Origin of the sequence: Janthinobacterium aestuarii (genome assembly GCF_051380835.1) — a bacterium.
Classification (GTDB): domain Bacteria; phylum Pseudomonadota; class Gammaproteobacteria; order Burkholderiales; family Burkholderiaceae_D; genus Janthinobacterium; species Janthinobacterium aestuarii.
In genome coordinates, this window is sequence record NZ_JBNYXU010000004.1 from 189,254 (window position 1) to 210,674 (window position 21,421).

Annotated in this window: 15 protein-coding genes; 8 read left to right on the forward strand and 7 right to left on the reverse strand. The window is 66.9% G+C overall.

Annotated features, from left to right (window positions below):
- Nucleotide 1 precedes the first annotated feature (1 nt).
- The 6 genes from tssC (at nucleotide 2) to tssH (ending at nucleotide 8,208) form a co-directional block, all read left to right on the forward strand.
- The gene (gene tssC / locus ACQ4WO_RS13180; RefSeq protein WP_436481819.1) at nucleotides 2-1,486 is read left to right on the forward strand and encodes a type VI secretion system contractile sheath large subunit; all 1,485 of its coding nucleotides are present in this window, start codon (nucleotides 2-4) and stop codon (nucleotides 1,484-1,486) included.
- 33 nt (nucleotides 1,487-1,519) lie between these two features.
- Nucleotides 1,520-2,011 (forward strand): Hcp family type VI secretion system effector, encoded by a 492-nt coding sequence (locus tag ACQ4WO_RS13185; RefSeq protein ID WP_035817450.1) that lies wholly within the window; start codon nucleotides 1,520-1,522, stop codon nucleotides 2,009-2,011.
- A 95-nt stretch (nucleotides 2,012-2,106) separates the two neighbouring features.
- Nucleotides 2,107-2,598, forward strand: a complete 492-nt coding sequence (gene tssE, locus ACQ4WO_RS13190; RefSeq protein WP_058047868.1) for a type VI secretion system baseplate subunit TssE — start codon at nucleotides 2,107-2,109, stop codon at nucleotides 2,596-2,598.
- Nucleotides 2,599-2,600: 2 nt separating this feature from the next.
- Nucleotides 2,601-4,445 (forward strand): type VI secretion system baseplate subunit TssF, encoded by a 1,845-nt coding sequence (gene tssF / locus ACQ4WO_RS13195; RefSeq protein ID WP_436481820.1) that lies wholly within the window; start codon nucleotides 2,601-2,603, stop codon nucleotides 4,443-4,445.
- Nucleotides 4,409-5,494 carry a type VI secretion system baseplate subunit TssG gene (gene tssG / locus ACQ4WO_RS13200; RefSeq protein ID WP_436481822.1) on the forward strand — a complete coding sequence of 362 codons (1,086 nt, stop codon included), beginning with the start codon at nucleotides 4,409-4,411 and terminating at the stop codon, nucleotides 5,492-5,494. The genes tssF and tssG overlap by 37 nt, the downstream gene beginning before the upstream one ends.
- Before the next feature lie 53 nt (nucleotides 5,495-5,547).
- Nucleotides 5,548-8,208, forward strand: a complete 2,661-nt coding sequence (gene tssH, locus ACQ4WO_RS13205) for a type VI secretion system ATPase TssH (protein ID WP_436481823.1) — start codon at nucleotides 5,548-5,550, stop codon at nucleotides 8,206-8,208.
- 13 nt (nucleotides 8,209-8,221) lie between these two features.
- On the opposite strand, the gene tssA is transcribed toward tssH, so the two are convergent.
- From tssA to ACQ4WO_RS13240, 7 genes are read right to left on the reverse strand one after another with little or no spacing between them, the layout of a single operon-like run.
- Nucleotides 8,222-9,253: a type VI secretion system protein TssA gene (gene tssA, locus ACQ4WO_RS13210; protein WP_436481825.1), complete on the reverse strand. Its 1,032-nt coding sequence runs from the start codon at nucleotides 9,251-9,253 to the stop codon at nucleotides 8,222-8,224.
- Between the two features lie 48 nt (nucleotides 9,254-9,301).
- A complete protein-coding gene (locus tag ACQ4WO_RS13215; protein WP_436481826.1) occupies nucleotides 9,302-10,111 on the reverse strand; it encodes an OmpA family protein in 810 nt (269 codons plus the stop codon).
- 2 nt (nucleotides 10,112-10,113) lie between these two features.
- The gene (tagF, locus tag ACQ4WO_RS13220; RefSeq protein ID WP_139091258.1) at nucleotides 10,114-11,097 is read right to left on the reverse strand and encodes a type VI secretion system-associated protein TagF; all 984 of its coding nucleotides are present in this window, start codon (nucleotides 11,095-11,097) and stop codon (nucleotides 10,114-10,116) included.
- Entirely contained in the window at nucleotides 11,094-14,846 is a 3,753-nt protein-coding gene (gene tssM, locus ACQ4WO_RS13225; RefSeq protein ID WP_436481828.1) for a type VI secretion system membrane subunit TssM, read from the reverse strand. The genes tagF and tssM overlap by 4 nt, the downstream gene beginning before the upstream one ends.
- A gap of 53 nt (nucleotides 14,847-14,899) precedes the next feature.
- The gene (locus tag ACQ4WO_RS13230; RefSeq protein WP_436481829.1) at nucleotides 14,900-16,336 is read right to left on the reverse strand and encodes a hypothetical protein; all 1,437 of its coding nucleotides are present in this window, start codon (nucleotides 16,334-16,336) and stop codon (nucleotides 14,900-14,902) included.
- 31 nt (nucleotides 16,337-16,367) lie between these two features.
- Nucleotides 16,368-16,637 (reverse strand): PAAR domain-containing protein, encoded by a 270-nt coding sequence (locus tag ACQ4WO_RS13235; protein WP_058047875.1) that lies wholly within the window; start codon nucleotides 16,635-16,637, stop codon nucleotides 16,368-16,370.
- Between the two features lie 11 nt (nucleotides 16,638-16,648).
- A complete protein-coding gene (locus ACQ4WO_RS13240; protein ID WP_436481830.1) occupies nucleotides 16,649-17,491 on the reverse strand; it encodes a M15 family metallopeptidase in 843 nt (280 codons plus the stop codon).
- A gap of 218 nt (nucleotides 17,492-17,709) precedes the next feature.
- Here ACQ4WO_RS13240 and ACQ4WO_RS13245 point away from each other — a divergent pair, with 218 nt between their 5' ends.
- Nucleotides 17,710-18,510, forward strand: coding sequence for a hypothetical protein (locus ACQ4WO_RS13245; RefSeq protein WP_436481831.1), 801 nt, complete (start codon nucleotides 17,710-17,712; stop codon nucleotides 18,508-18,510).
- Entirely contained in the window at nucleotides 18,507-21,419 is a 2,913-nt protein-coding gene (locus tag ACQ4WO_RS13250; RefSeq protein WP_436481832.1) for a type VI secretion system Vgr family protein, read from the forward strand. The genes ACQ4WO_RS13245 and ACQ4WO_RS13250 overlap by 4 nt, the downstream gene beginning before the upstream one ends.
- The last annotated feature ends 2 nt before the right edge of the window (nucleotides 21,420-21,421 follow it).

A 21,421-nucleotide genomic window follows, 5' to 3' on the forward strand; every position in this document is an offset into this window, starting at 1 on the left:
TATGTCCGCACAACTGACCCCCGCATTGAGCGCTGCCGGCACCGCCGAAATCGACTTGCTCGACCAGATCGTCGAGCAGAGCAAGGTGGCCAAGTCCAGCGTCGAACACGCCCGCGCCAAGGATCTCATTTCCGAACTGGTCAGCCAGGTCATGGATGGCACGGTGGTGGTGTCGAACAACCTGGCCGCGACCATCGACGCCCGCGTGGCCGAACTGGACCAGCTCATTTCCGCGCAGCTCAGCGCCATCATGCACGCACCCGAATTCCAGAAGCTGGAAAGCAGCTGGACGGGCCTGCATTACCTGGTGAAGAACACGGCCACCGGCACGAACCTGAAAATCAAGCTGATGAACGCGACCAAGCGCGAACTGGTCAAGGATTTCCAGACCGCGCTGGAGTTCGACCAGTCGACCATGTTCAAGAAAGTCTACGAAGAGGAATTCGGCACCTTTGGCGGTGCGCCGTTCGGCACCTTGCTGGGGGACTTCGAATTCAGCCGCCAGCCGGAAGACATGTATTTCATCGAACAGATGTCGCATGTGGCCGCCGCCGCGCACGCGCCGTTCATCTCGTCCGCGTCGCCGGAACTGTTTGGCCTGGAAAGCTACAGCGACCTGGGCAAGCCGCGCGACCTGGCCAAGGTATTCGACACGGTCGAGTATGCGAAGTGGAAATCCTTGCGCGAATCGGAAGACGCACGCTATGTGGGCCTGACCTTGCCCCGCTTCCTGGGCCGGCTGCCGTTCAATCCGCTCGATGGCGCCACCGTCGACGGCTTCAATTTCGTCGAGGACGTGGACGGCACCGATCACCAGAAATACCTGTGGTGCAACGCCGCCTACGCTTTCGGCACCAAGCTGACGGCCGCCTTCGAGGATTACGGCTGGTGCGCGGCGATCCGCGGCGTGGAAGGGGGCGGCCTGGTGGAAGACTTGCCGACGCATACCTTCAAGACGGACGAGGGCGAAGTGGCGCTGAAATGCCCGACCGAAATCGCCATCACGGACCGTCGCGAAAAGGAATTGAGCGACCTGGGCTTCATTTCGCTCGTGCATTGCAAGAACACGGACTATGCCGCGTTTTTCGGCGCCCAGTCGGCGCAGAAGGCGAAAAAATACAATACGGACGCGGCCAACGCGAACGCCGTGCTGTCGGCGCAGCTGCAATACATCTTTGCCGTCTCGCGCATCGCCCATTACATGAAGGCCATGATGCGCGACAAGATCGGCAGCTTTGCCGCCGCCTCCAACGTGGAAGATTTCCTCAACCGCTGGCTGACGCAGTACGTGCTGCTCGACGATAACGCCAGCCAGGAACAGAAAGCCCAGTTTCCGCTGCGCGAAGCCTCGGTGCAGGTGGCGGAAGTGCCGGGCCGGCCCGGCGTATACCGCGCCGTGTCCTTTTTGCGTCCGCATTTCCAGCTGGACGAATTGTCCGTTTCACTCCGTTTGGTCGCGGAGCTTCCGCAGTCGACCAAATCGTAATGTATTTTTCTTTACACTATTGAAAGGAATAACATGGCAATCGACGTATACTTGCAAATTGATGGCATCAAGGGCGAATCCACGGATAACAGCCACAAGGATTGGATCGAATGCAAGTCGGTCCAGTGGCAAGTGCTGCAACCCAAATCGGCGACCGCCTCGACGGGTGGCGGCCATACCGCCGAACGTACCGAGCACAAGGATATCGTCATCGCCAAGATGGCCGATCTCGCCAGCCCCTTGCTGCTGCAAACTTGCTCGTCCGGCAAGACCATCCCGAAAGCCAAGCTCGAGTTCCTGCGCGCCGATGGCCAGGGCGAACGCATCAAGTACTTCGAAATCGAACTGGAGAACGTGATGATCAGCAGCGTGGCGCCATCGGTGGCCGCGGGCGACATTCTCGGCGAAGACCTGGCGCTCAAGTATTCGAAGGTCAAGTGGAAGTACACCCAGCAAAAAGTGGGCGGCGGTTCGGGCGGTAATACCTCTGGCGGCTGGGACCTGTCGGCCAACAAGACGGCTTGACCGTACCCGACCGCGTACGCCAGCGGCGCGCCGCCGCCGCTGGTTTTCCTGGCCGCCGGCCGCAGTGTCCACGCCACCCATGAAACGGGAAGCCCATGAAAGGTTTTACGCCGGGCCTGTTCGACCGCCTGATGGATACGCCCGTGCACGGCGCCTCCAGCGGCACCGTTTCGCGCCTCTCGCTCGAGGATTTGAAAGACACCGTGGCGCGCGATCTGGAAGCGTTGCTCAACACGCGCGCCGTGCTGCCCGAGGCGCTGCTCAAACCCTTTCCCGAGTGCGGCAAGTCGATCATCACGTACGGCTTGAACGATTTCGCCGGGCTTAGCCTGTCGAGCACGGACGACCGCGCCCATATCTGCCAGTGCCTGGAAAAGGCCATCGCCCGCCACGAGCCGCGCTTGCGCCAGGTGCGCGCATCGCTGGAAATCGAGGAAGGCTCGATCAACCGCCTCAATTTCGCCATCAGCGCATTGCTGGTGGTGCATGCGGCGCACGAACCGGTCAGCTTCGACGCCATCCTGCAGCCTTCCAGCCTGCATTACACGATCAGCAAAGGGCGCCGCGCCGCGTCCACGGGAGCCTGAACTTGGAAGAATTGTTGCCCTACTACGAGCGCGAACTGGGTTTCCTGCGCCGCTATTCGCGCGAGTTTTCCGAGCGCTACCCGAAGATCGCCGGCCGCCTGCTGATGGGCGGCGAGGTGTGCGAGGATCCGCACATCGAGCGCATGATCCAGTCGTTCGCGCTGCTCAATTCGCGCATCTCGAAGCGCATCGATGATGATTATCCCGAGTTTACCGAAGCGCTGTTCGAAGTGCTGTACCCGCATTACCTGCGGCCGTTTCCCTCGTGCTCGATCGCGCGCATGGATAGCGGCGCCGCGGCGGCGCAGTTGACGGCGCCTGCCGAAATCGCCCGCGGCACGGAGCTGACGACGCGTCCCGTGAAAGGCGTGGCCTGCACCTTCCGCACGGCCTACCCCGTGACGGTGGCGCCGCTGGCGCTCACGCACGCGGCGTTTTGCGCCATCATCGAGGCGCCGGAACAGGTGCTGCTGCCGGCGAATGCCACCTCGGGCGTAAGCATCGCCATCGAGTCGAGCGCCGCGCAGCTGGCGCTGGGCCAGCTGGGACTGGCCTCGCTGCGCGTGTTCATCGATGGCCAGCCTTCGTTTTGCGCGGCGCTGCGCGACGCCCTGTTCATGCGCACCGTGAAAGCCTACGCCGAGGCGGACGGCAGCGGCAGCTGGGTCCCGCTCGACGGCATTCCCGTGCGCAGCGCCGGCTTTGCCGAGGACGATGCGCTGATCCCGTTTTCCGCCCGCTCGCATCCGGCCTACCGGCTGCTGACCGAGTATTTCTGCTTTCCCGAGAAATTCAATTTTTTCGACATCGACCTCGGCGCGTTGTGCGCCGCGCTGCCGGCCGGCTGCCGCCGCATCACCTTGCACCTGGCGCTGAGCGGCCTGCGCACCGATTCGAACACGGCGCGCCTGCTGGGGACGATGAACACGCACAACCTGCTGCTGGGCTGCACGCCGGTGGTCAACCTGTTCCGCCAGCGCGGCGAGCCTATCCGCCTCACGCACACGGCCGCCAGTTATCCCGTGCTGGCCGATGCGCGCCGCGCCTATGCGTTCGAGGTGCAGTCCATCGACTCGGTCAAACTGGTGCGGCAGACGCCGCAGGGCGAATCCGTGGTGGAATTCCGTCCGTTCTATTCGCTGCGCCATGGCGAGTCGCCGGCCAGGGATGGCCACTACTGGGTCATGCGGCGCGACGAGATCATCGCCGGCAAGAGCCCCGGCTACGAAACGCAGATCTCGATCGTCGACATCGATTTCGACCCCGCCGCGGTGGAAACGGACACGCTCAGCCTGGAGCTGAGCTGCACCAACCGCGATTTGCCGGCGCAGCTGACCTACGGCTTGCACGGCGGCGACCTGTTCCTCGAAGGAGGTTCCAGCGTGCGCAGCATCAGCCTGCTGCGCAAACCCAGCGAGTCGCACCGTTTCGAACGGGGACGTGGCGCCCACTGGCGTCTGATTTCGCATTTGTCGCTGAATCACCTGTCGCTGGCCGGCAGCGGCCTGGAAGCGTTCCAGGAAATGCTGACCCTGTACGATTTGCCGCGCTCGGCCACGTCGCAGCGGCAAATCCGCGGCATCACCGCCATCGCCCACCAGGCCGTCAATGCCTGGCTGCCGGGCAATCCCTTCGCCTGCCTGGTGCGCGGCGTCGAAGTGCGGCTGACGATAGACGAAGAGGCCTTCGTCGGCAGCGGCATCCACGCCTTTGCGCACGTGATCGAGTGCTTCCTGGGCTTGTATGTGCATGCGAACAGCTTCACGCAACTGGTGGTGCTGGCCAAAAAATCAGGAGAGGAGCTGTGGCGATGCAAACCACGCAGCGGCGATTCGAGCCTAGTGTAATCGAGCGCCTGTTTGCCCAGCCGTGCCGCTTCCAGTACTTCCAGGCGGTGCGCATGCTGGAGCTGTGGCTCAGGCGCAATGGCTTGCCGCACGACGATGCGGTGGCCAGTTTCCTGCGCTTCCAGAATTCCATCTCGCTCGACTTCGCCCCCAGCCAGCTCGAAGCGCTGGCGCCCGAACCGCGCGAACTGGCCACGGATGCCAGCGCCCTGGGCGCGGCGCTGCGCTGCGGGCAGCTGAAATACGTGCGCGTCACGCCGGCCTTCATGGGCTTTCTCGGCGTCGCCGGCGCGCTGCCGCTGCACTATACGGAACGCATCGCCACGCACCAGTTGTATGAAAAGGACGAGGGGCCGCGCGCCTTCCTCGACACGTTTTCGAACCGCGCCCTGGCCCTGTTCTATGAAGCGTGGCGCAAGTACCGGCTCGAGCTCAAATACCAGCTCGACGGCAAGGACCAGTTCCTGCCGCTGCTGCTGTCGCTGGCGGGACTGGGCAGCGCCTCGCTGCGCCAGCGCCTGGCCGGGGACGGTGCGGGCGTGCTCGATGAATCGGTGGGTTTTTTCGCCGCCGCCATGCGCCACCGGCCGCCGTCTGCCGTGCTGATCGGCCAGGTGCTGTCCGAGTATTTCGGCCAGCGCATCGCCGTCAGCCAGTTTGTCGGCTGCTGGTACGACGTGCCGCGCGAGCAGCAAAGCACGCTGGGCGGCAGCAATGCCTTGCTGGGCGCCACCGCCATGGTCGGCGCACGCGTGTGGCAGCGCGACCTGCGCCTGCGGCTGACCATCGGCCCGCTGGCCCGCTGCCACTTCGACGCGTTCCTGCCGGGCGGCGCGGCCGCACTCGCGCTCGAGAAGATGCTCGCCATGTTCACCGGCTTGACCCTGGAATACGAAGTGCAGCTGGTGCTGCGCGCCGCCGACGTGCAGGGCATTGCGCTGGCAGTGCCGGGCAGCGGCGGGCGGCTGGGCTGGGACAGTTTTCTGATCACCGGCGGCGAGGCGCGCGACCGCGTCGATGTCCGCTATGAACTGCATGCGCTGGCTTGAGCGCGCCACTTCACCGATTTCGCCAACCATCACCCGACAAGGACCGCCGCCCCATGAGCATCAACCTGAAAACATTGATCAGCAAGTTGAACGACACCTGCCGCACGGCCGCCACGCGCGCGGCCAGCCTTTGTGTCGGCCTGGGGCAGTATGAAGTCGACCTGGAGCACGTCTTCCTCGCGTTGCTGGAGCAGCCGCGCAGCGATTTCGTGCTGATTGCCCGCAGGAGCGGCGTCAGCGTGAGCATGCTGGAAGCGGATTTGCGCGCCGAAGTGGCGCGCCTGCAGACGGGCAACACGCGCACGCCCGTGTTTTCCGTGCGCTTGCCGAAGCTGTTCGAGCATGCCTGGCTGATCGCTTCGCTCGATTTGCGGGCCGGGCGGCAGGTGAGCATCCGCAGCGGTCATCTGCTGCAGGCGCTGCTGACCGAGCCGGAACTGGCGCAGCTGGCTTACCGGGGCTCGGCGCTGTTCCACGAATTCAAGCTCGACGAGATCAAGCACGGGCTCGACAAGCTGGCCGAGGGCTCGCAGGAAGCCGGCGTGGCGGCCGCAGGGCAGGAGGAAGCGAGCGATGCCGGCGGCGATCCCGTGGGGGAATTGGCCGGCGCGGCGGCAGCGTCGAAAACGCCGGCACTGGACCAGTTCACCGTCAACCTGACGGCGCGCGCGCGCGCCGGCAAGGTCGATCCCGTGATCGGGCGCGACATGGAAATCCGCCAGGCGATCGACATCCTGATGCGGCGGCGCCAGAACAATCCCATCCTGACGGGCGAGGCCGGGGTCGGCAAGACGGCCGTGGTCGAGGGCCTGGCCTTGCGCATCGTGCAGGGCGACGTGCCCGACATCCTGCAGGGCGTGGAGATCCACACGCTGGACATGGGCCTGCTGCAGGCCGGCGCCAGCGTCAAGGGCGAGTTCGAGAACCGCCTGAAAAACGTCATCGCCGAAGTGGGCAAGAGCGCGCACGCCATCATTCTCTTCATCGACGAGGCGCACACGATGATCGGAGCCGGCGGCAGCGCCGGCCAGAACGATGCGGCCAACCTGCTGAAACCGGCGCTGGCGCGCGGCGAGCTGCGCACCATCGCCGCCACCACCTGGGGCGAATACAAAAAATATTTTGAAAAGGATGCCGCGCTGGCGCGCCGCTTCCAGGTCGTCAAGATCGAGGAACCGAGCGAAGAGCTGGCGTGCGCCATGCTGCGCGGCATGGCGCCGCTGATGGAGCAGCATTTCAAGGTGCGCATCTTCGACGAGGCGATCACCGAGGCCGTGCGCCTGTCGCACCGCTACATCGTGGGCCGCCAGCTGCCGGACAAGGCCATCAGCGTGCTCGATACGGCCTGCGCCAGGGTGGCGCTGGGGCAGAGCGCCACGCCGGCCCTGCTCGACAGCGTGGCGCGCCGGCGCGAGCGCATCGATGCGGAAGCATCGGCCCTGGCGCGCGAGGAGAGCGGCGGCGCGCGCCATGGCGCGCGGCTGCAGCGGCTCGACGCCGAACGCGGCGCCGCCACGCAGGAGCACGCGCAGCTGGCCGCGCGCTGGGACAGCGAAAAGACGCTGTCGGAACAGATCCAGGCGATCCGCCGCCAGCTCGAGGACGGCACGCCGGCCGACGCGGGCCAGGGGCGCGAGCTGCTGGCGCTGCAGGCCGAACTGGCGTCGCTGCAGGGCGAGACGCCGCTGGTGCCGGTGCAGGTCGACGGCCACGTGGTGGCGGAAATCGTCGCCGGCTGGACCGGCATCCCGCTGGGCAAGATGGTCAAGGATGAACTCAAGACCGTGCTGCGGCTGAAGGATTTGCTGCAGGAGCGCGTGCTGGGCCAGCCCCACGCGATCGAGGCGGTGGCGCAGCGCGTGCGCACGGCGCGCGCCAACCTGGACGACCCCGACAAGCCGAAAGGCGTGTTCCTGTTCGTCGGCCCGTCCGGCATCGGCAAGACGGAAACGGCGCTGGCGCTGGCCGACGTGCTGTACGGCGGCGAACGCAAGCTCATTTCCATCAACATGAGCGAATACCAGGAAGCCCACAGCGTGTCGGGGCTGAAGGGGTCGCCGCCCGGTTATGTCGGCTATGGTGAAGGCGGCGTGCTGACCGAGGCGGTGCGCCGCAATCCGTACAGCGTGCTGCTGCTCGACGAGGTGGAAAAGGCGCATCCCGATGTCATGGAGCTGTTCTTCCAGGTCTTCGACAAGGGCGTGATGGACGATGCCGAGGGACGCGAGATCGATTTTAAAAATACCATCATCATCCTGACCTCGAACGTGGCGTCGGCCACCATGATGCAGGCGTGCCTGAACTTGCCGCAAGAGCAGCTGCCGACGCCGGAGCAGCTGGAGCTGGCCATCCGCCCGCAACTGCTGAAGGTCTTCAAGCCCGCTTTCCTGGGGCGCCTGAAGGTGATTCCCTATTATCCGATCGGCGACGACGTGCTGGCCCGTATCATCGGCCTGAAGCTGGGCCGCATCGCCGCCCGCATCGCCGCCAATCACCAGGCCGAGTTTATCTACGACGAGGCGCTGGTCGAGGCGGTGCTGGCGCGCTGCACCGAAGTCGATTCGGGCGCGCGCAATGTCGACAATATCCTCAATGGCAGCCTGCTGCCGGAAATCGCCGAAGCCGTGCTGGCGCGCATGGCGGAAGGGCAGGGCATCAGCCGTATCAAGGCCAGCGCCGGCAAGCAGGGGCAGTTCCGGTATACGATCAAATAGGCACCAAACCGGTTCAGTGGCCGCCGCCGGGCGCGATGCCCAGCAGCTCCTCGATGTGGGCCAGCGAGGCGCCGTCCTTGACCACGCCGCGCAGCCATTCGTGCAGGTTCTGCTCGCCCGCGTTGGCGGCCTTGTCGGCGAAGTACGAGACGGGGCTGTGCGGCTCCGTCTGGCGGAAGTACTGCGCCACCTGGCGCAGCTGCGCCAGCGCCTGGGCGCGGCTGTGCAGCTCGCCTGGCGCCGCCGGCGGCAGCGCCCGTACGGCGGCCACCGCCGCCTGGCTGCCAGCGGGCACCGGCGCGGCCGCGACGCTGGCGGCAGGGCTGGCCGCGGCCGGCAGGGCGAGCTGCATCGTTTGCAGCGCTTCGCGCGCCATGGAAAAGCCCGGGCTGTCCTTGCCCAGGCGGCTATCGGCGGCCTGTTCCAGCTCGGCCAGCGCGTCCAGGCAGAACTGGGCGTCGGCCGCAAAAGCGGCGCGGAACTGCGCCGACGTGCCGCGCCGCGCCGCCTCCATGTCCACCAGCCTGGTGCCGTTGACGCCATCCTGGTTGCTGGCGGCCCGCTTGCGCGCCGTCTCGAAGTCGATCGTCGACCAGCCGCCCGACTGCTTGTCCGTCAGCGCCATGGCGCGCACGAGCGACGGCGTGCGCGCCAGGATCCAGCCCAGGTTGCCGATGCGCTGCTCGTGGTCGTCGCCATCGGGCTGCGGATACAGGCCCAGGTTCCAGTACTGGCGCAGCAGGCCCGCCAGCAGCCGATAGCCTTCGCCCAGTCCGCGCAAATGGTCCTGCCTGGCGCTGGCTTCGGCCAGCCAGGCGGCGAGCCGCAAATCCTTGCTCTTTTCCCCCAGCAGGGCGGCGCAGCGCTGCAGTACGAAGGCCCAGTCGGCTTCCTTCAGGTCGGTGACCCACTCGCCCTGGTCGAGCGTGGGGTCGTCGAACTTGCGCGCCTGGCCGATGGCGTCGAAGTCGGTGGAGAAGGACAGGTCGACGCCGCATGGCTGTTCGGCGCTGATGGGAAGCAGGAGCTGGTCGGCTGAAATCATGTGTGTTCTCGGCAGTGGGGCGGATGGTTTGCTCGGGGCGGCGCGGTCTTACTGGACCATGCGAAATTCGATGCGGCGGTTGCGCGCGCGGCCGTCGGCGCTGTCATTGCTGGCGATGGGACGGTCCGGGCCCTGCCCGGAAGCGCTGAGCAGGTCGCCGTCGATGCCCTTGCCGGCCAGGTAGGTCTTGACCGCCTCGGCGCGCGCCTGGCTCAGGTTCTGGTTGCTGGCGCGCAGTCCCAGGTTGTCGGTGTGGCCGATGATGTCGACCTTGCGGCCCGCCAGCTTGTGCAGCGCCGCGCTCATTTCGTCGAGGATGGCGCGGCCCGACGGCGTCAGCGTCGTCTTGCCGCTCTCGAATTCGATGGTGCGGTTGGCCAGCGCGCCGTCGAGGATGTTCTGCTCGGAGGCGGACACGCGCAAGCCGTTGTTGACGGTGTACGTGGGATTGAGGCTGGTGGCGAAGTCGCTGGCGATCTTTTGCCGCTGCGCCTCGTTGGCCACTTCGCCGCGCACGCTGACCACGCTGCCTTCGATCTTCAGCTGGCCGCGGCGGATCTGCTTGAGGTCGGCCGTCAGCAGCTTTTGCACATAGGCGTTCCAGTTTGCCGGCTGCGCGACCTGGCCGACGGCGATCTGGTCGACCACCTTATCGGCGCCATACAATTCGCGCAGGCGCGCCAGCACCGCCGCCTTGGCCGCTTCGTCCGGCACCGTGCCGCTGGCCAGTACCTGGCCCGGTTGCGGCGTGGCGGCGGCCGGTACCGAGACAGCGGCCGCCGGCGCGGCGGCGTTTTGCGCATTGGCGCCGGCCAGCGCGCATGCAAGGCCGAGAAGGAGGGCAAGGCGGATGTGCATGATCAGCTCCCGATGAAGGCCGCACGGAACGTGTCGTGCGCCGATTTGAGTGACAGGTTGGCCTGCGCCAGATAGGTCGAGGCTTTCTTGATGGCGTAGTCGCTGTCGGCCTGTTCCTCGACCCAGGCCAGGTCGTCGAAGGCGATATGGTGCTCCAGCGCCGCCTGCGGCTCCATGATGGCGTGCAGGGTTTGCGCCGAGGCGCCGCAAAAACCCAGCACCAGCGCATGGCGGCCGCGGATGCGGGTGATGAACAGCGCCAGTTCGAAGTCGGCGCGCGCCAGGAACGGGGCGATCAGGTGCATCCAGAAGGCCGCCACCAGGTTGCGGTAGAGCGGATCGGCCGGCAGCGGCAGTTCCAGGCTTTTTTCCAGCCGGCTGGAGCTGCTGGCCATGACGGGCTGCAGCAGCATGCCCAGGGCCAGCAGCACCTGGCGCACGGAACCGCCAAAACCCGTGGGCGCCAGCAGGGCGTCGAGCGCGCCCACCGTCTGCAGGCCGAGGAAGTCGTCGAAGGCGGCCTCGTAGGCGCTGCCGCGCAAGTCCAGTTCGATGCTGGCGCCCGCGGCGGCGGCCGGCAGCGCGGCGCCGGCCGCCGCGCCGCACATCTCGGCGCTCATGGCATCGAGGCGGTTCCACAGGCGCGACAGCACCAGCGGACTGGTCGGCACGAAGCCGGCCGGCTGCGCCACTTCCATGGCGCCCATCATCAGGAAGGGAAAGCGGCGCGACGAGGCATCGCTGCTGGCGGCGATATGCCCGGCGATGGCGCGGCCGCGGCGCGGGCCGATGAAGGCGAAATGCAGCGGCGGCAGCGCATCGTAGGTGAGCTTCCAGCGCGCATCGGCCGTCATCAGCTCCATGGCGTTGGCCAGCCAGTCGTCGAGCATCTTCAGCAGGGCCGGGTTGTCGCCATGCTTGATGAAGTCGCCGCGGCTGGGAATCTTGCCGAAATAGCCGATCTGGGTAGCGGTAGGGCGGCTCATGGCGTGTTCCCGGCGATGGCGGTGGCCGTTTCCGGCGCGCCGATGGCTACCGATTCCGGCAGTTTCAGGCCACGGAAACCCTGGTTGCCGGCGGAGGCGGGCGCCGGTGCGGCAGCGGCCACGATCTTCAGGTTGGCCGTCACGGTGACGCCGCTGTTTTCCCAGCTCAGTTCAAATACGCCGCCCTCCTTGCGCGTGCGCCTGGCCGAATCGATCATCTTCTTCAGGCCGAAATGCCCCGGTTCGTTCAGCAGCACCACGGTGCGCCCTTCCGGCGTGATGGCGCTGATGCGCGAGCCTGGCACGCCCTGCGGGTTGGGCCAGACCATGTGCACCCAGGGCTGCGGCTGGCCGCGCCAGCGCAGCGCCTGGCCGTCGATCTCGATCGTATATTCGGTGGCGCCGGGCGCGCTCAGCGCCTGCAGGTCGAAGCGCGTCTGCGCTTCGGCGGCGCCGGCCGCCGTGGCCACGCCGTTGGCGCTGAGCGGCGCGACCCAGCCGGGCAGGCTGGCCACCACCGGCGGCGCCAGGGTGATGCCCATCGCGGCCCAGGTCCTGGCGCTGATGGCGTCGCCGCGCCGCACGACCAGCGGGCCGATGGTGGTGTTGAAGAACTTGGCGATGGCGCCTTCCGGGCCGAATACCTGGCCGATGTCCGCATTGCTCGCCTCGATGCGCGAGTCGGGCGCGAACGGATATTTCGGCGCCAGGGTTTTCTGGAACGGTTCGAGTACCTGGGCCAGCCATACCTTGTTGATCTCCGTCTCGGTGGGCTTGACGATGACGGCGAAGGTCTGCATCAGCGGGCGCACCAGCAGCGGGCGGATGGCCTGCTTTTGCTGGTCGCTCATGCCGGTCAGCATCTGCTCGTCCACGTATTTCAGCGCATCGGCCAGTTCCGAACCGCTGCCGTCGAGCGTCTGCTGCATCAGCTGCTTGGCGCCGGGACCCGTGTCGCCCTGGTTCTTGATCTGGTTGAGGCGCACGCGCAGCTTCGACAGGGCCGCCAGGTAGCCGCGCATGGGCGACGCTTCCTTGTCGCGCGCCACCACCAGGCGCGCCACGCCGGAAAATTCGCGGCCGACAGGGCCCATCGGCATGGCGCCGCCGGCCTGGCCCGTCACCGTGGCGGCGGGCTTCTGGCGCAGCACCGTTTCGCGGAACCAGTCCATTGCCCCGCGCTGTGCCCGCTGCAAACCCTGGCCCAGCAGCGAAGGGTTGTCCCACGAGGTTTCCTGGTACACCGTCTCGATCAGCTTGTTGAGGGGCGAGGCTTGCGGATCGCCGAGGCGGTTCATCGCCTGCGCCGCATTGTCGAAACCGTTCAATTCGCGGATGCTGACGCCCTGGATGAATTTCTGCCACTCCCTGGCGTAATCGGTCTTGTACAGTTCCACCAGCGCCTTCTGGATCTGTTCCGGGCTGCCTTCCAGGGTCAGGTCATCCTTCGACGCCGTCTTGAGCACCCAGTCGGCGCTTTGCAGTTCGCGGTTGGCCGCTTCCTGGAACGCCTGCTGGATGTATTTTTCCCAGGCGTCGCGCGTGAAGGTGCCGGGGATGGCGTAGCTGCCCAGCACCAGTTCCTTGTCCTGCTCGCCGACGATGCGCGCCACCGTCATCGACGGGAAGCGCGTGGCGGCGCGCGCCTTCACGTCAGCATACACGCGGTCGCGCGCCGGCATGCCGCGCACCACGCGGCGCAGGCTGTCGCGCGACTGGTCGGCCAGGGCCCGCTGGTTCTCGATCTGCGGCCAGGACGGGTCGTCGATCTGCGTCAGGTAGAACGAGATCAGGCGCTCGGCGCTGCGGATCATCTGTTCGCGCGGCATGTTGCCCCGGTTGGCGTCGAGCCAGCCGCGCCAGTAGCGGGTCAGCTGGTCGTTCAGGTGACCGGCCTCGGCGCGCGACTTGTCGCCCAGCATCAAATAGGTTTTCAGGGCATTGTAGGCATCCTCCACGTTCGTCGGCGCGGCATCCTTGAAGGGCTGGCCTGTGGTGCTGGCCGCCGGGATGACTGTGGCGTCGGCCGTCGTGCCGGCCGGCGCTGCCGCCAGCGGCTGCAACCGGTCGGCGCCCGCGTTTACTTCCGCGAGGAACGATTCCAGCGACTGCGCCACCGGCGCGAGCATGACTTCCTTGAGGCCGGAAAAATACTCTTCGCGCAGTTTGCGTTCCAGCAAGTCACCCTGGTACAGGCCCAGGCTGAGCGCCAGCGGCCGCTTGCTGCGGTACGATTCCAGCTGCTCGATGCGGTCCTGCAGGATTTCCAGGGCCTGGAAGCGCGACTGCAGGTCCAGGCGCTTGTCCTGCACCTTGATGGCCTGCTCCAGGTCGGCCTGGACATTGGCCGCCAACTGGCGATTGGCCAGGTAGGACCAGCTCCAGCCGCCCAGCGCCAGGCCGGCCAGCGCGATGGCGGTGAAAAACGTGGCATAGCGCAAGCGCGTCTTGCGTGGACTGGCGTATTGCGCCACCAGCTCCCTGTCGGCGAAGATCACCTTGCGAAACAGGTTCAGCAGGAAGTAGCCGTGCTGGTCCTGCATCTGGACCGTCCTGTGTTCCTGCTGCTGCGGCTTGAGGTCGAAGCGCTGCGCCACCCGTTCCGACGAGGCGGAGACGGAAGCGCCTTCCTGCAGGGCGCTGGTGAAATAGAAACCGCGGAAGACGGGCTTGAACTGGAACGGGTTTTCCTCGAACAGCGTGGCGATGAACGCGCGCAGCGGCCCCTTCACGGAACTGAATTCCAGCGGGAAGGTGAAGACGCCGGGCGGCATGCGCTCGCGTCCCAGCAGCGACATGTTGGCCAGGCTGAGGTCCTTCAGGCCATCGTACAGCTCGTCGAAGCGCTGGTCGAACTGCTCCAGCACGTCCTGCTTGGAGCTGTTGACGCTGTAGGGCAGGGTGGCGCCCCAGACCTTGTCGCGTTCGCTGCGCTCGGCATCGTGGAAAAATTCGCTGAAGCCGGTGATCAGGTCGGCCTTGGTGAATACCACGTACACGGGCGCATGGACTTCCAGCTTCTCCGTCAGTTCCTGTACGCGCTGGCGCAGGTTCTTGGCCAGTTCGATGGCGAATTCGGGCTTGCTGCCGGTCAGCTCGGCAATGCTGACGGCGATGATGATGCCGTTGATCGGCGCGCGCTTGCGGTGTTTTTTCAGCAGGGCGAGGAAGCCGAACCACTCGGCGCGGTCTTCATCGCTGATGGCGTAGCGCCCGGCCGTGTCGAGCAGGATGCCGTCGGTGGTGAAAAACCAGTCGCAGTTGCGGGTGCCGCCCATGCCTTGCACGATCTTGCTGTCGACAAAAGGAAACTGCAGGCCCGAATTGGCGATCGCTGTGCTCTTGCCGGCGGCGGGATTGCCGATGATCATATACCAGGGCAGTTCATACAGCGCCGCATCGCCCGACAGCTGGCCCAGGCGCGATGTCTTGATGGTATTGATCGCTTCCAGCATGCGCTTGCGGATGGCTTCGGTTTCCTCGCGCTGCACCGGGCCGGCCTTGGGCGTGGCGCCGGCCGCCTGCTGTTCGAGCATGCTGTTGAAGCTGGCGCCCTCGCGCCGGCGCCGGCGGCGTCGCAGCCACCACACGATGGCGCCCAGCAGCGCCGCCGCAGCCAGCAAGGGCAGCAGCCGGGCGGCCGGCCAGTCGAAAATGACGGCGCAGGCGAACAGCAGCAGGACGGCGGCCGCGATGCCGAGGATGATGAGGCTGGTGCGTGAGGTCAGGGAGTGCCAGAATCGTTGCATCATAATTTTATAGTGTGCAAACCGTTAATGTGCGTGGAGGGGACGTCGCCGTATCAGGTGGTGCTGTGACTGCTTTCCGCGGGCGGACCAATGACGAGGGCGCCGCGCTGGAGTGGATCGAGGTTGCTGAGACATAAGACTTGCGCGCCATCGTCGGCCGCCGCTTGCCGCGCCATGGCCAATGCGGCCAGTGTCGTGACGGCGCCGCACTGGCCGCATGCGGCGCCGACGCCCAGCACCTGTTCGCCCAGGTCCAGCTGGGGCAAGAGGGCGCCGGCGCATTGCATCAGTTCGAGCATGCGGGGGGCGCGCTGGTCGGTATCGGCACTGACCAGCACGATGCCGGCCGCCGCATCGTCGCCTGCCGCGGCCAGCGCCTGCCGGCCCAGGTCCGCCAGCAGGTTCTTGTCCGTTTCGCCGCGCCGGCTGGGGCCTTGCGGCAGTTCGCCCGTGGCGGCGCGGTGCAGCAGCACTGGCGCCGGCTCGTCCAGCGGCGCCGTTGCGCCAGGGCCGGCCAGCAGCAGGCCGGCCGCGCCTTCGCCGGGGATCTGTCCGTTCGCCTGAGCGGCGCTGAACAGCTGACCCTGGCTTGCCAGTGCATGCACGCGCAGCTCGCCTATGCAGGAGTCGCAGGCCAGCACGATGGACAGGCAGGGCGGCTGCGGTGGCGCGTCTCCGGCAAGCGCATTCAACAGCGCAAACGGCGCCAGCTGCCCGGTGGCTGGCCCGGTGGCCGGCAGCAATTTCTGCGCCGGCCAGCCCTGTTCGCGCGCCAGGTGGCGCAGCCAGGCGTCGCCGGCCTGGCGCTGGGCGGCGCTCCAAGCGGCCGGCATCAGCAGGTGCAGCCGCAGCGTGGGCAGCGCGCTGGCCAGCGAGGCCGGTGCGCCTGCCGCCAGCGCATGCTGCAGCGCTTCGTCCAGCAGTTCGGCCAGCACCTGGGCGCCCAGGGCCAGCGCGCGCAGGTCTTCCGGGTTGAATGGGAACGGTTCGCTGGCCAGGCCGGTCTGCGGATGTTCGCGCAGCCAAGCGGCCAGCAATGGCTGCTGCGCCTCTTCGTCGATGCCGTCCACCCTGCCGCACAGCAGCGGATAGCCGTCTTCATCGACGAGCTGCCCGTCGAGCGCGGGGCGGGTTTGCCGGGAGCGCATGGCGGCCAGCAACTGCGCCGGCGTGGCGCCGCCCGGCATGCGCAGGGTGGCGGCCACGATATGCAGCGGCGCCGGTTTCGCGGGCGGGGCAGCCGCCTCGGCCTGGAGCGGGGCGGCAAGACCCGGCGCCGCGGCTAGCGCGGGTCCGGCCAGCATCCTGGCCAGCAGCTTTTTACCCAGCCACAGCATCAACAGCAGGGCCAGCGGCAGCGCCAGCATGGCGCCGGCCAGCTCGCCCGGCGCAGGCATGCGCGTGCTGTCGCGCCAATACGCGATGGCGCCCGTCCAGCATAGCGCAAAGACGGACACGGTCAGCAGGCAGCGCCGCAGCCAGGGGCGCATCAGCGGGCTACTCCGCATACGGGCAGGGCCGTCATGCCTGGTCGGTGGTGGCTTGCTGGCTGGCGATCAGCAGTGCGCCGCAGCTGGTTTTGTCGCCGTGGCGCGCCACGGGCTTGCCATCGACGATGAGGCTGGGGTCGCCGCTGACGATGGGGCAGACGCCATGGCCGGGCAGGGGACACGCTACCTTGTCGCCGACCCGGGCCATGCCGATGCCGCCGCTGTCGCTCACCGCCGATGCTTCCAGCACGGTGCCGCCATGCGATGTCTTGTCGCCCAATCTGATTACGGGACCGGCCATATGCGCTCCTCTCAGTGTTTTTTCATTACGCCGGGCAGGCGCAGCTCGGTATGCCCGAAATCCATCATTTTCCAGCGTCCGCCCCACGTCATGCCGACCGATTCGGCCACTTCGCCATACAGCTGGTAGCCGCGCATGGCCCACGGGTCCTTCTCGGAAATGATCAGCCTGCCATTGCGCAGGAAGGCGCAGTCGGCCGCCAGGCCGTACTGGTGCCAGCTTTGAAAGGCGGCCGCGTTGCTGACGTTGGGCCCCATGCCCGCCAACATGGTTTGCCGCTCGGGGCTGCGGTAGCCTTCCAGCAGCGCCATCTCGTAGCCATGTTTTTCCTTCATGATCTTGAAGACCAGCAGTAGGCGCTGCGCGTATTCCACATTCAGCAAGGTCCAGTTGCGGCTGGCCGATACCAGCAGCGGGCGCTCCTGGCGCACTTCTTCCGTGGCAAACACGAGCGGCGGCAGGTCGACGGGGGGCACCAGCTGTTCGCCCTGCAGCAGGCTGGCCACCTGCGTATTCATTTCACGCGTCGATACATCGTAGGCGCCCAGCATGGATTTGCTGTCGGCCATCAGGGCCAGCAGGGTCGGCAGGCTGATCGCGGCCACGCCCGCGAGACACAGCAGGTAATGACGGCGCAGCAGGCCGGCAGTGCGGGCCAGCAGCGTGGCGATGCGCTGTCCCAGGCTGGCCATGCCCGTCTGCCGGCGCCTGGCCACGCGCTGCAGGCAGGCGGCGAGGCGCTGCTCCGCGCCATCGACGGCGTGCAGCACGAAATCGCGCCCGGCAGGGAACAGGACCAGCCAGCTGATCAGGCATGCCAGGATGAAATACAGCGCTACCGCGAGTAGGAACACGCTAACCTCAATCAAAAATGTTTGGCTGCGGAACGGTGCTGTCCATCGGGCGAAAACAGGGAAGAGATGGATATTGCCTGGAAGTATATCTTACAAAACTGATAATTAAGGCGGGCGTTTTTCAATTGTGCGGGGGGGGCGCACTGTTGATTTTATGGCACGCGTCATGATTTTGTTGAATAGCGTAAAGTCTTGCAAATATTACAGGAGCGCACATTTTGCGAACTCATGACGATAGCCCCCGGCTCCCGGCCCGGCCCAGCCTGTTGACGCAGGCGCAGCAGGCGGAGGCCGACCGTAACCGCATCCTGACCACGCTCGAGGGTGGCAATACCGGCTCGTCCGCCAGGAGCAGGCGTGGCGGGCTGTCCCTGCGCAAGGGCATGGGAGCGGGGGCCGCGCTGCTGCTGTTACTGGCCGCCGGCGTCTGGCTGGGACAGCGTGGAGAACGGACCGGGGACGACGATGGGCTGGCGGCGCCTGTTTCCCTGCCCGTCGCCACCACCGCGCCCGCCGCCGTGGAAGCGCCGCCGGCGGCCGCCAGCATCCGTGACGAGGCGCCGTCCGGCGCCACCGTACCGCAGCAGAGCCTGAGCGACATGCTCGATGCCGGCGCGGCCGCCACTGTCGCCACTGCCGCTGCCAGTAACGCGAGTGCCGCGCACCCCGGCGATGTGCTGAGCAAGGCGCTGGAAACGCCATCCCCACTGGCCGCTGCGGCGAAACAGGTGGCCAGGGCGGCTCGCCCCGCAGCCAAAAAAACGCCGGCGAAAGTGCCTGCGGCAACGCCCGCCCGCCGTGCGGAAGACAGCGATATCGCCTTGCTGTCGGCCCTGCTGGCCCATGCGCAGGCCGCGCCGGCGCCAAAGAAAACCGCTGCGGGCCTGCGGGCCCAGTTGCGGCAATGCGCTGCGCTCAAGCGCGACGCCGCCGTGGCGTGCCACGCGCGTGCCTGCCAGGGCCATGGCGACAACGCGCAATGCCAGGCCGGGCAAGCTGCCGCGAAAGGCGGGAAATGAGTGCCGCAAGCGTCGATCAGGTCAACGCCTCGCTGGCTGGTTTCAGCAGCGTGACGCGGCTGTACGAGCTGTCGCTGGACGGCGGCGAGGGCGGGACGGCACAGTGGCTGGTGGAAGCGTTTGCCGCCGACGAGCAGTTGCAGGCGGTGGGCGTGCGCGACATCATCGTGCTGTCGACAGATGCCAATGTGGCGCTGGCGCCGCTGCTGGGCAAGCCGGCCGCGCTGCACGCCAGCCTGGCCGACGGCAGCCGTGCCGTCTTCAGCGGCTATATCAGTGAAGCGGCGATGCTGGGCAGCGACGGCGGACTGGCCCGTTTCCGGCTGCGCCTGACGCCGTGGCTATGGCTGTTGAGCCAGGTACGCAACAGCCGCGTCTGGCAAGACAAGAGCGTGATCGAGATCGTCGACAGCGTGTTCCAGGCCTACGCGCCGCAAGCCGACTGGCGCTGGAGCGGCGACACGGGGCCGTTTATGGCCGAGGCGCAGCCGCGCAGCTATTGCTGCCAGTACCGCGAGTCGGACCTGGCCTTCGTCACGCGCCTGCTGAGCGAAGAAGGCCTGGCCTGGCGTTTCGAAGAACACGATGGCGGCCATTGCCTGGTACTGTTCGCCGACAGCAGCGCCTTGAGCGCGGTGCCGGAAGACGCCAGCAGCGCGCAAGGCGGCGGCATCCGATTTCATGGCGCGCGGGCCATGGAACAGGCCGACTCCATCCAGGCGCTCGGCCGGGCACGCGCCTTGTGCACGGCGGTGGCGACAGTGCTCAGTTACGACTACAAAGCCAAGAAAGCCGTCAGCGCCAGCGTGCCGACGCGGCTGGCGCCGGGCGGGAAAAACGCGCCCGCGCTGGAAAGCTATGATGTGCCAGGCCAGTATTTCTATGCCGATGCGGCCCAGGCCGAACGCTATGCCTTGCTGCAGATGCAGGCGATCGAAGCGCGTGGCGAACGCTGGCACGCCCGTTCGACCGTGCGCACCTTGCGTGCCGGCACCCGCTTTACCTTGACGCAGGGACCGCTTCAGCAGGATGGTGCCGAGGCGCCGGCGCTGGTCGTGCTGCGCGTGTGCAGCGTAGGCGTGAATAACTTGCCGGCGCCCGCCAGGCAGGGCCTGGCTGAACTGTTCGGCCCGATCCCGGAACTGTTGCAGGAAACCTTGCAAACAGCGTTCGCCGGCCTGGCCTCGCCGTCGATGGGCGTGGCGCCTCTCGCCCAGGTGATCGCGCAGGCCGTCGAGAGCGGCTATGCCAATCATCTTGACGCCATCGCGGCCGACACGCCATGGCGGCCGCTGCAAGATACGGACGATATACGCCATCACCGGAAGCCGACGGCCTGCGGCAGCCAGAGCGCCATCGTCGTCGGCGCCGACGGCGGCGCCAGCGCGAGCGGCGGCAGCGAAATCCATTGCGACAAGCTGGGCCGGGTGCGCATCCGTTTCCACTGGCAACTTGACGGCAGCGCCACCTGCTGGGTGCGCGTGGCGCAGCGCGCGGCCGGCGGCGGCATGGGCAGCCAGTTCCTGCCGCGCATCGGCCAGGAAGTGCTGGTGCAATTCCTGGAAAACGATATCGACCGGCCCATCATCGTCGGCGCCCTGTACAACGGGCAAGGCGAGGGCGGCGTCGCGCCCACGCCGGGCGGCGTCACGGACAAACCCGCGGACGCCAGCGTGTTCGAGCCGGCGCGCGACCATGCGCCCTCGGCGCAGGGTAACGTGGCGGGCGGCAACAGCCCGCTCTGGCATGGCGTGGCCGGCGGCAGCGCCGGCCACCGCAACGGTGCCGCGCAATGGGGCATCCGCAGCAAGGAATTCGGTACCGCCGGCTCCGGCTCTGGCTCTGGCTATAACCAGCTGCTGTTCGACGATACGGACCAGCAAGGGCGCATCGAGCTCAAGAGCAGCCATGCGGCCAGCGCGCTCAGTCTTGGCCACCTGATCCATGCGGCCGACAATTACCGGGGCAGCCTGCGCGGCCTGGGCGCCGAACTGCGCACCGACGATTACGGCGCCGTGCGGGCCGGGGCCGGGCTCTTGATTTCCAGCTACCTCGTCAACCACGACGCGCAGGCGCGCGATCCGGCCGGCGACAATGCGCCAGGCATGGTCCTGCTCAAGCAGGCGGCCAAGCTGGGCGAAACCTTCAGCGCCGCCGCCGTCACGCACAAGACGGTCGCATATGCCAGCCACCTGGGCCCGGCCAAGGCGAACACCAGCGTACTGGACGAAAAGGCGGCGCCCCTGCAAGCCTTTCTCACCACCGCTTCCGGCATGCTGAGCCAGGACAGCACCGCCGCCGCGCGGCGCGACGCGGCGGGCAAGCCGACCAGCCCCGGCGACGGCAAGCTGCCGCACAGCAGCGATGCCATCATCGCCATCGCCGCCCGCGCCGGCCTGGGCGTGCTGGCCAGCCAGGATATCCAGCTGGCGAATGGCGAAACGGCTGCCCTGATGAGCGGACAGGACACCCAGTTCGTCGGCGGCGGCCAGCTGCGCGTGCACAGCGGCCAGGCCATCGGCGCGCTGGCCGGCGTCGTCAAGGCGGGCGAGAACAATACCGGCCTGCAACTGATCGCCGCCAAACAGGCCATCGAGTTCGAGGCGCAGGCAGACGTGCTCAACGTGCAGGCGCGCGAGGAAGTCAATATCGTCAGCGCCGCCTCGCACATCGACTGGGCGGCGGCCAAAAGCATCCGCCTGTCGACGGCGGGCGGGGCGAACATCACGATCGAGGGCGGCAACATCACCGTGCAGTGTCCGGGCAAGATCACGGTGCATGCCGGCAAGAAGAGTTTTATTGGTCCGGAAAGCATGGCATATGCGATGCCCGGTTTGCCCAGCAGTATCTGCGTGGAGTGCCTGAAGAAGTCATTGATGGCCGGCTCCGCCTTTACCATGGCAGGATAGAC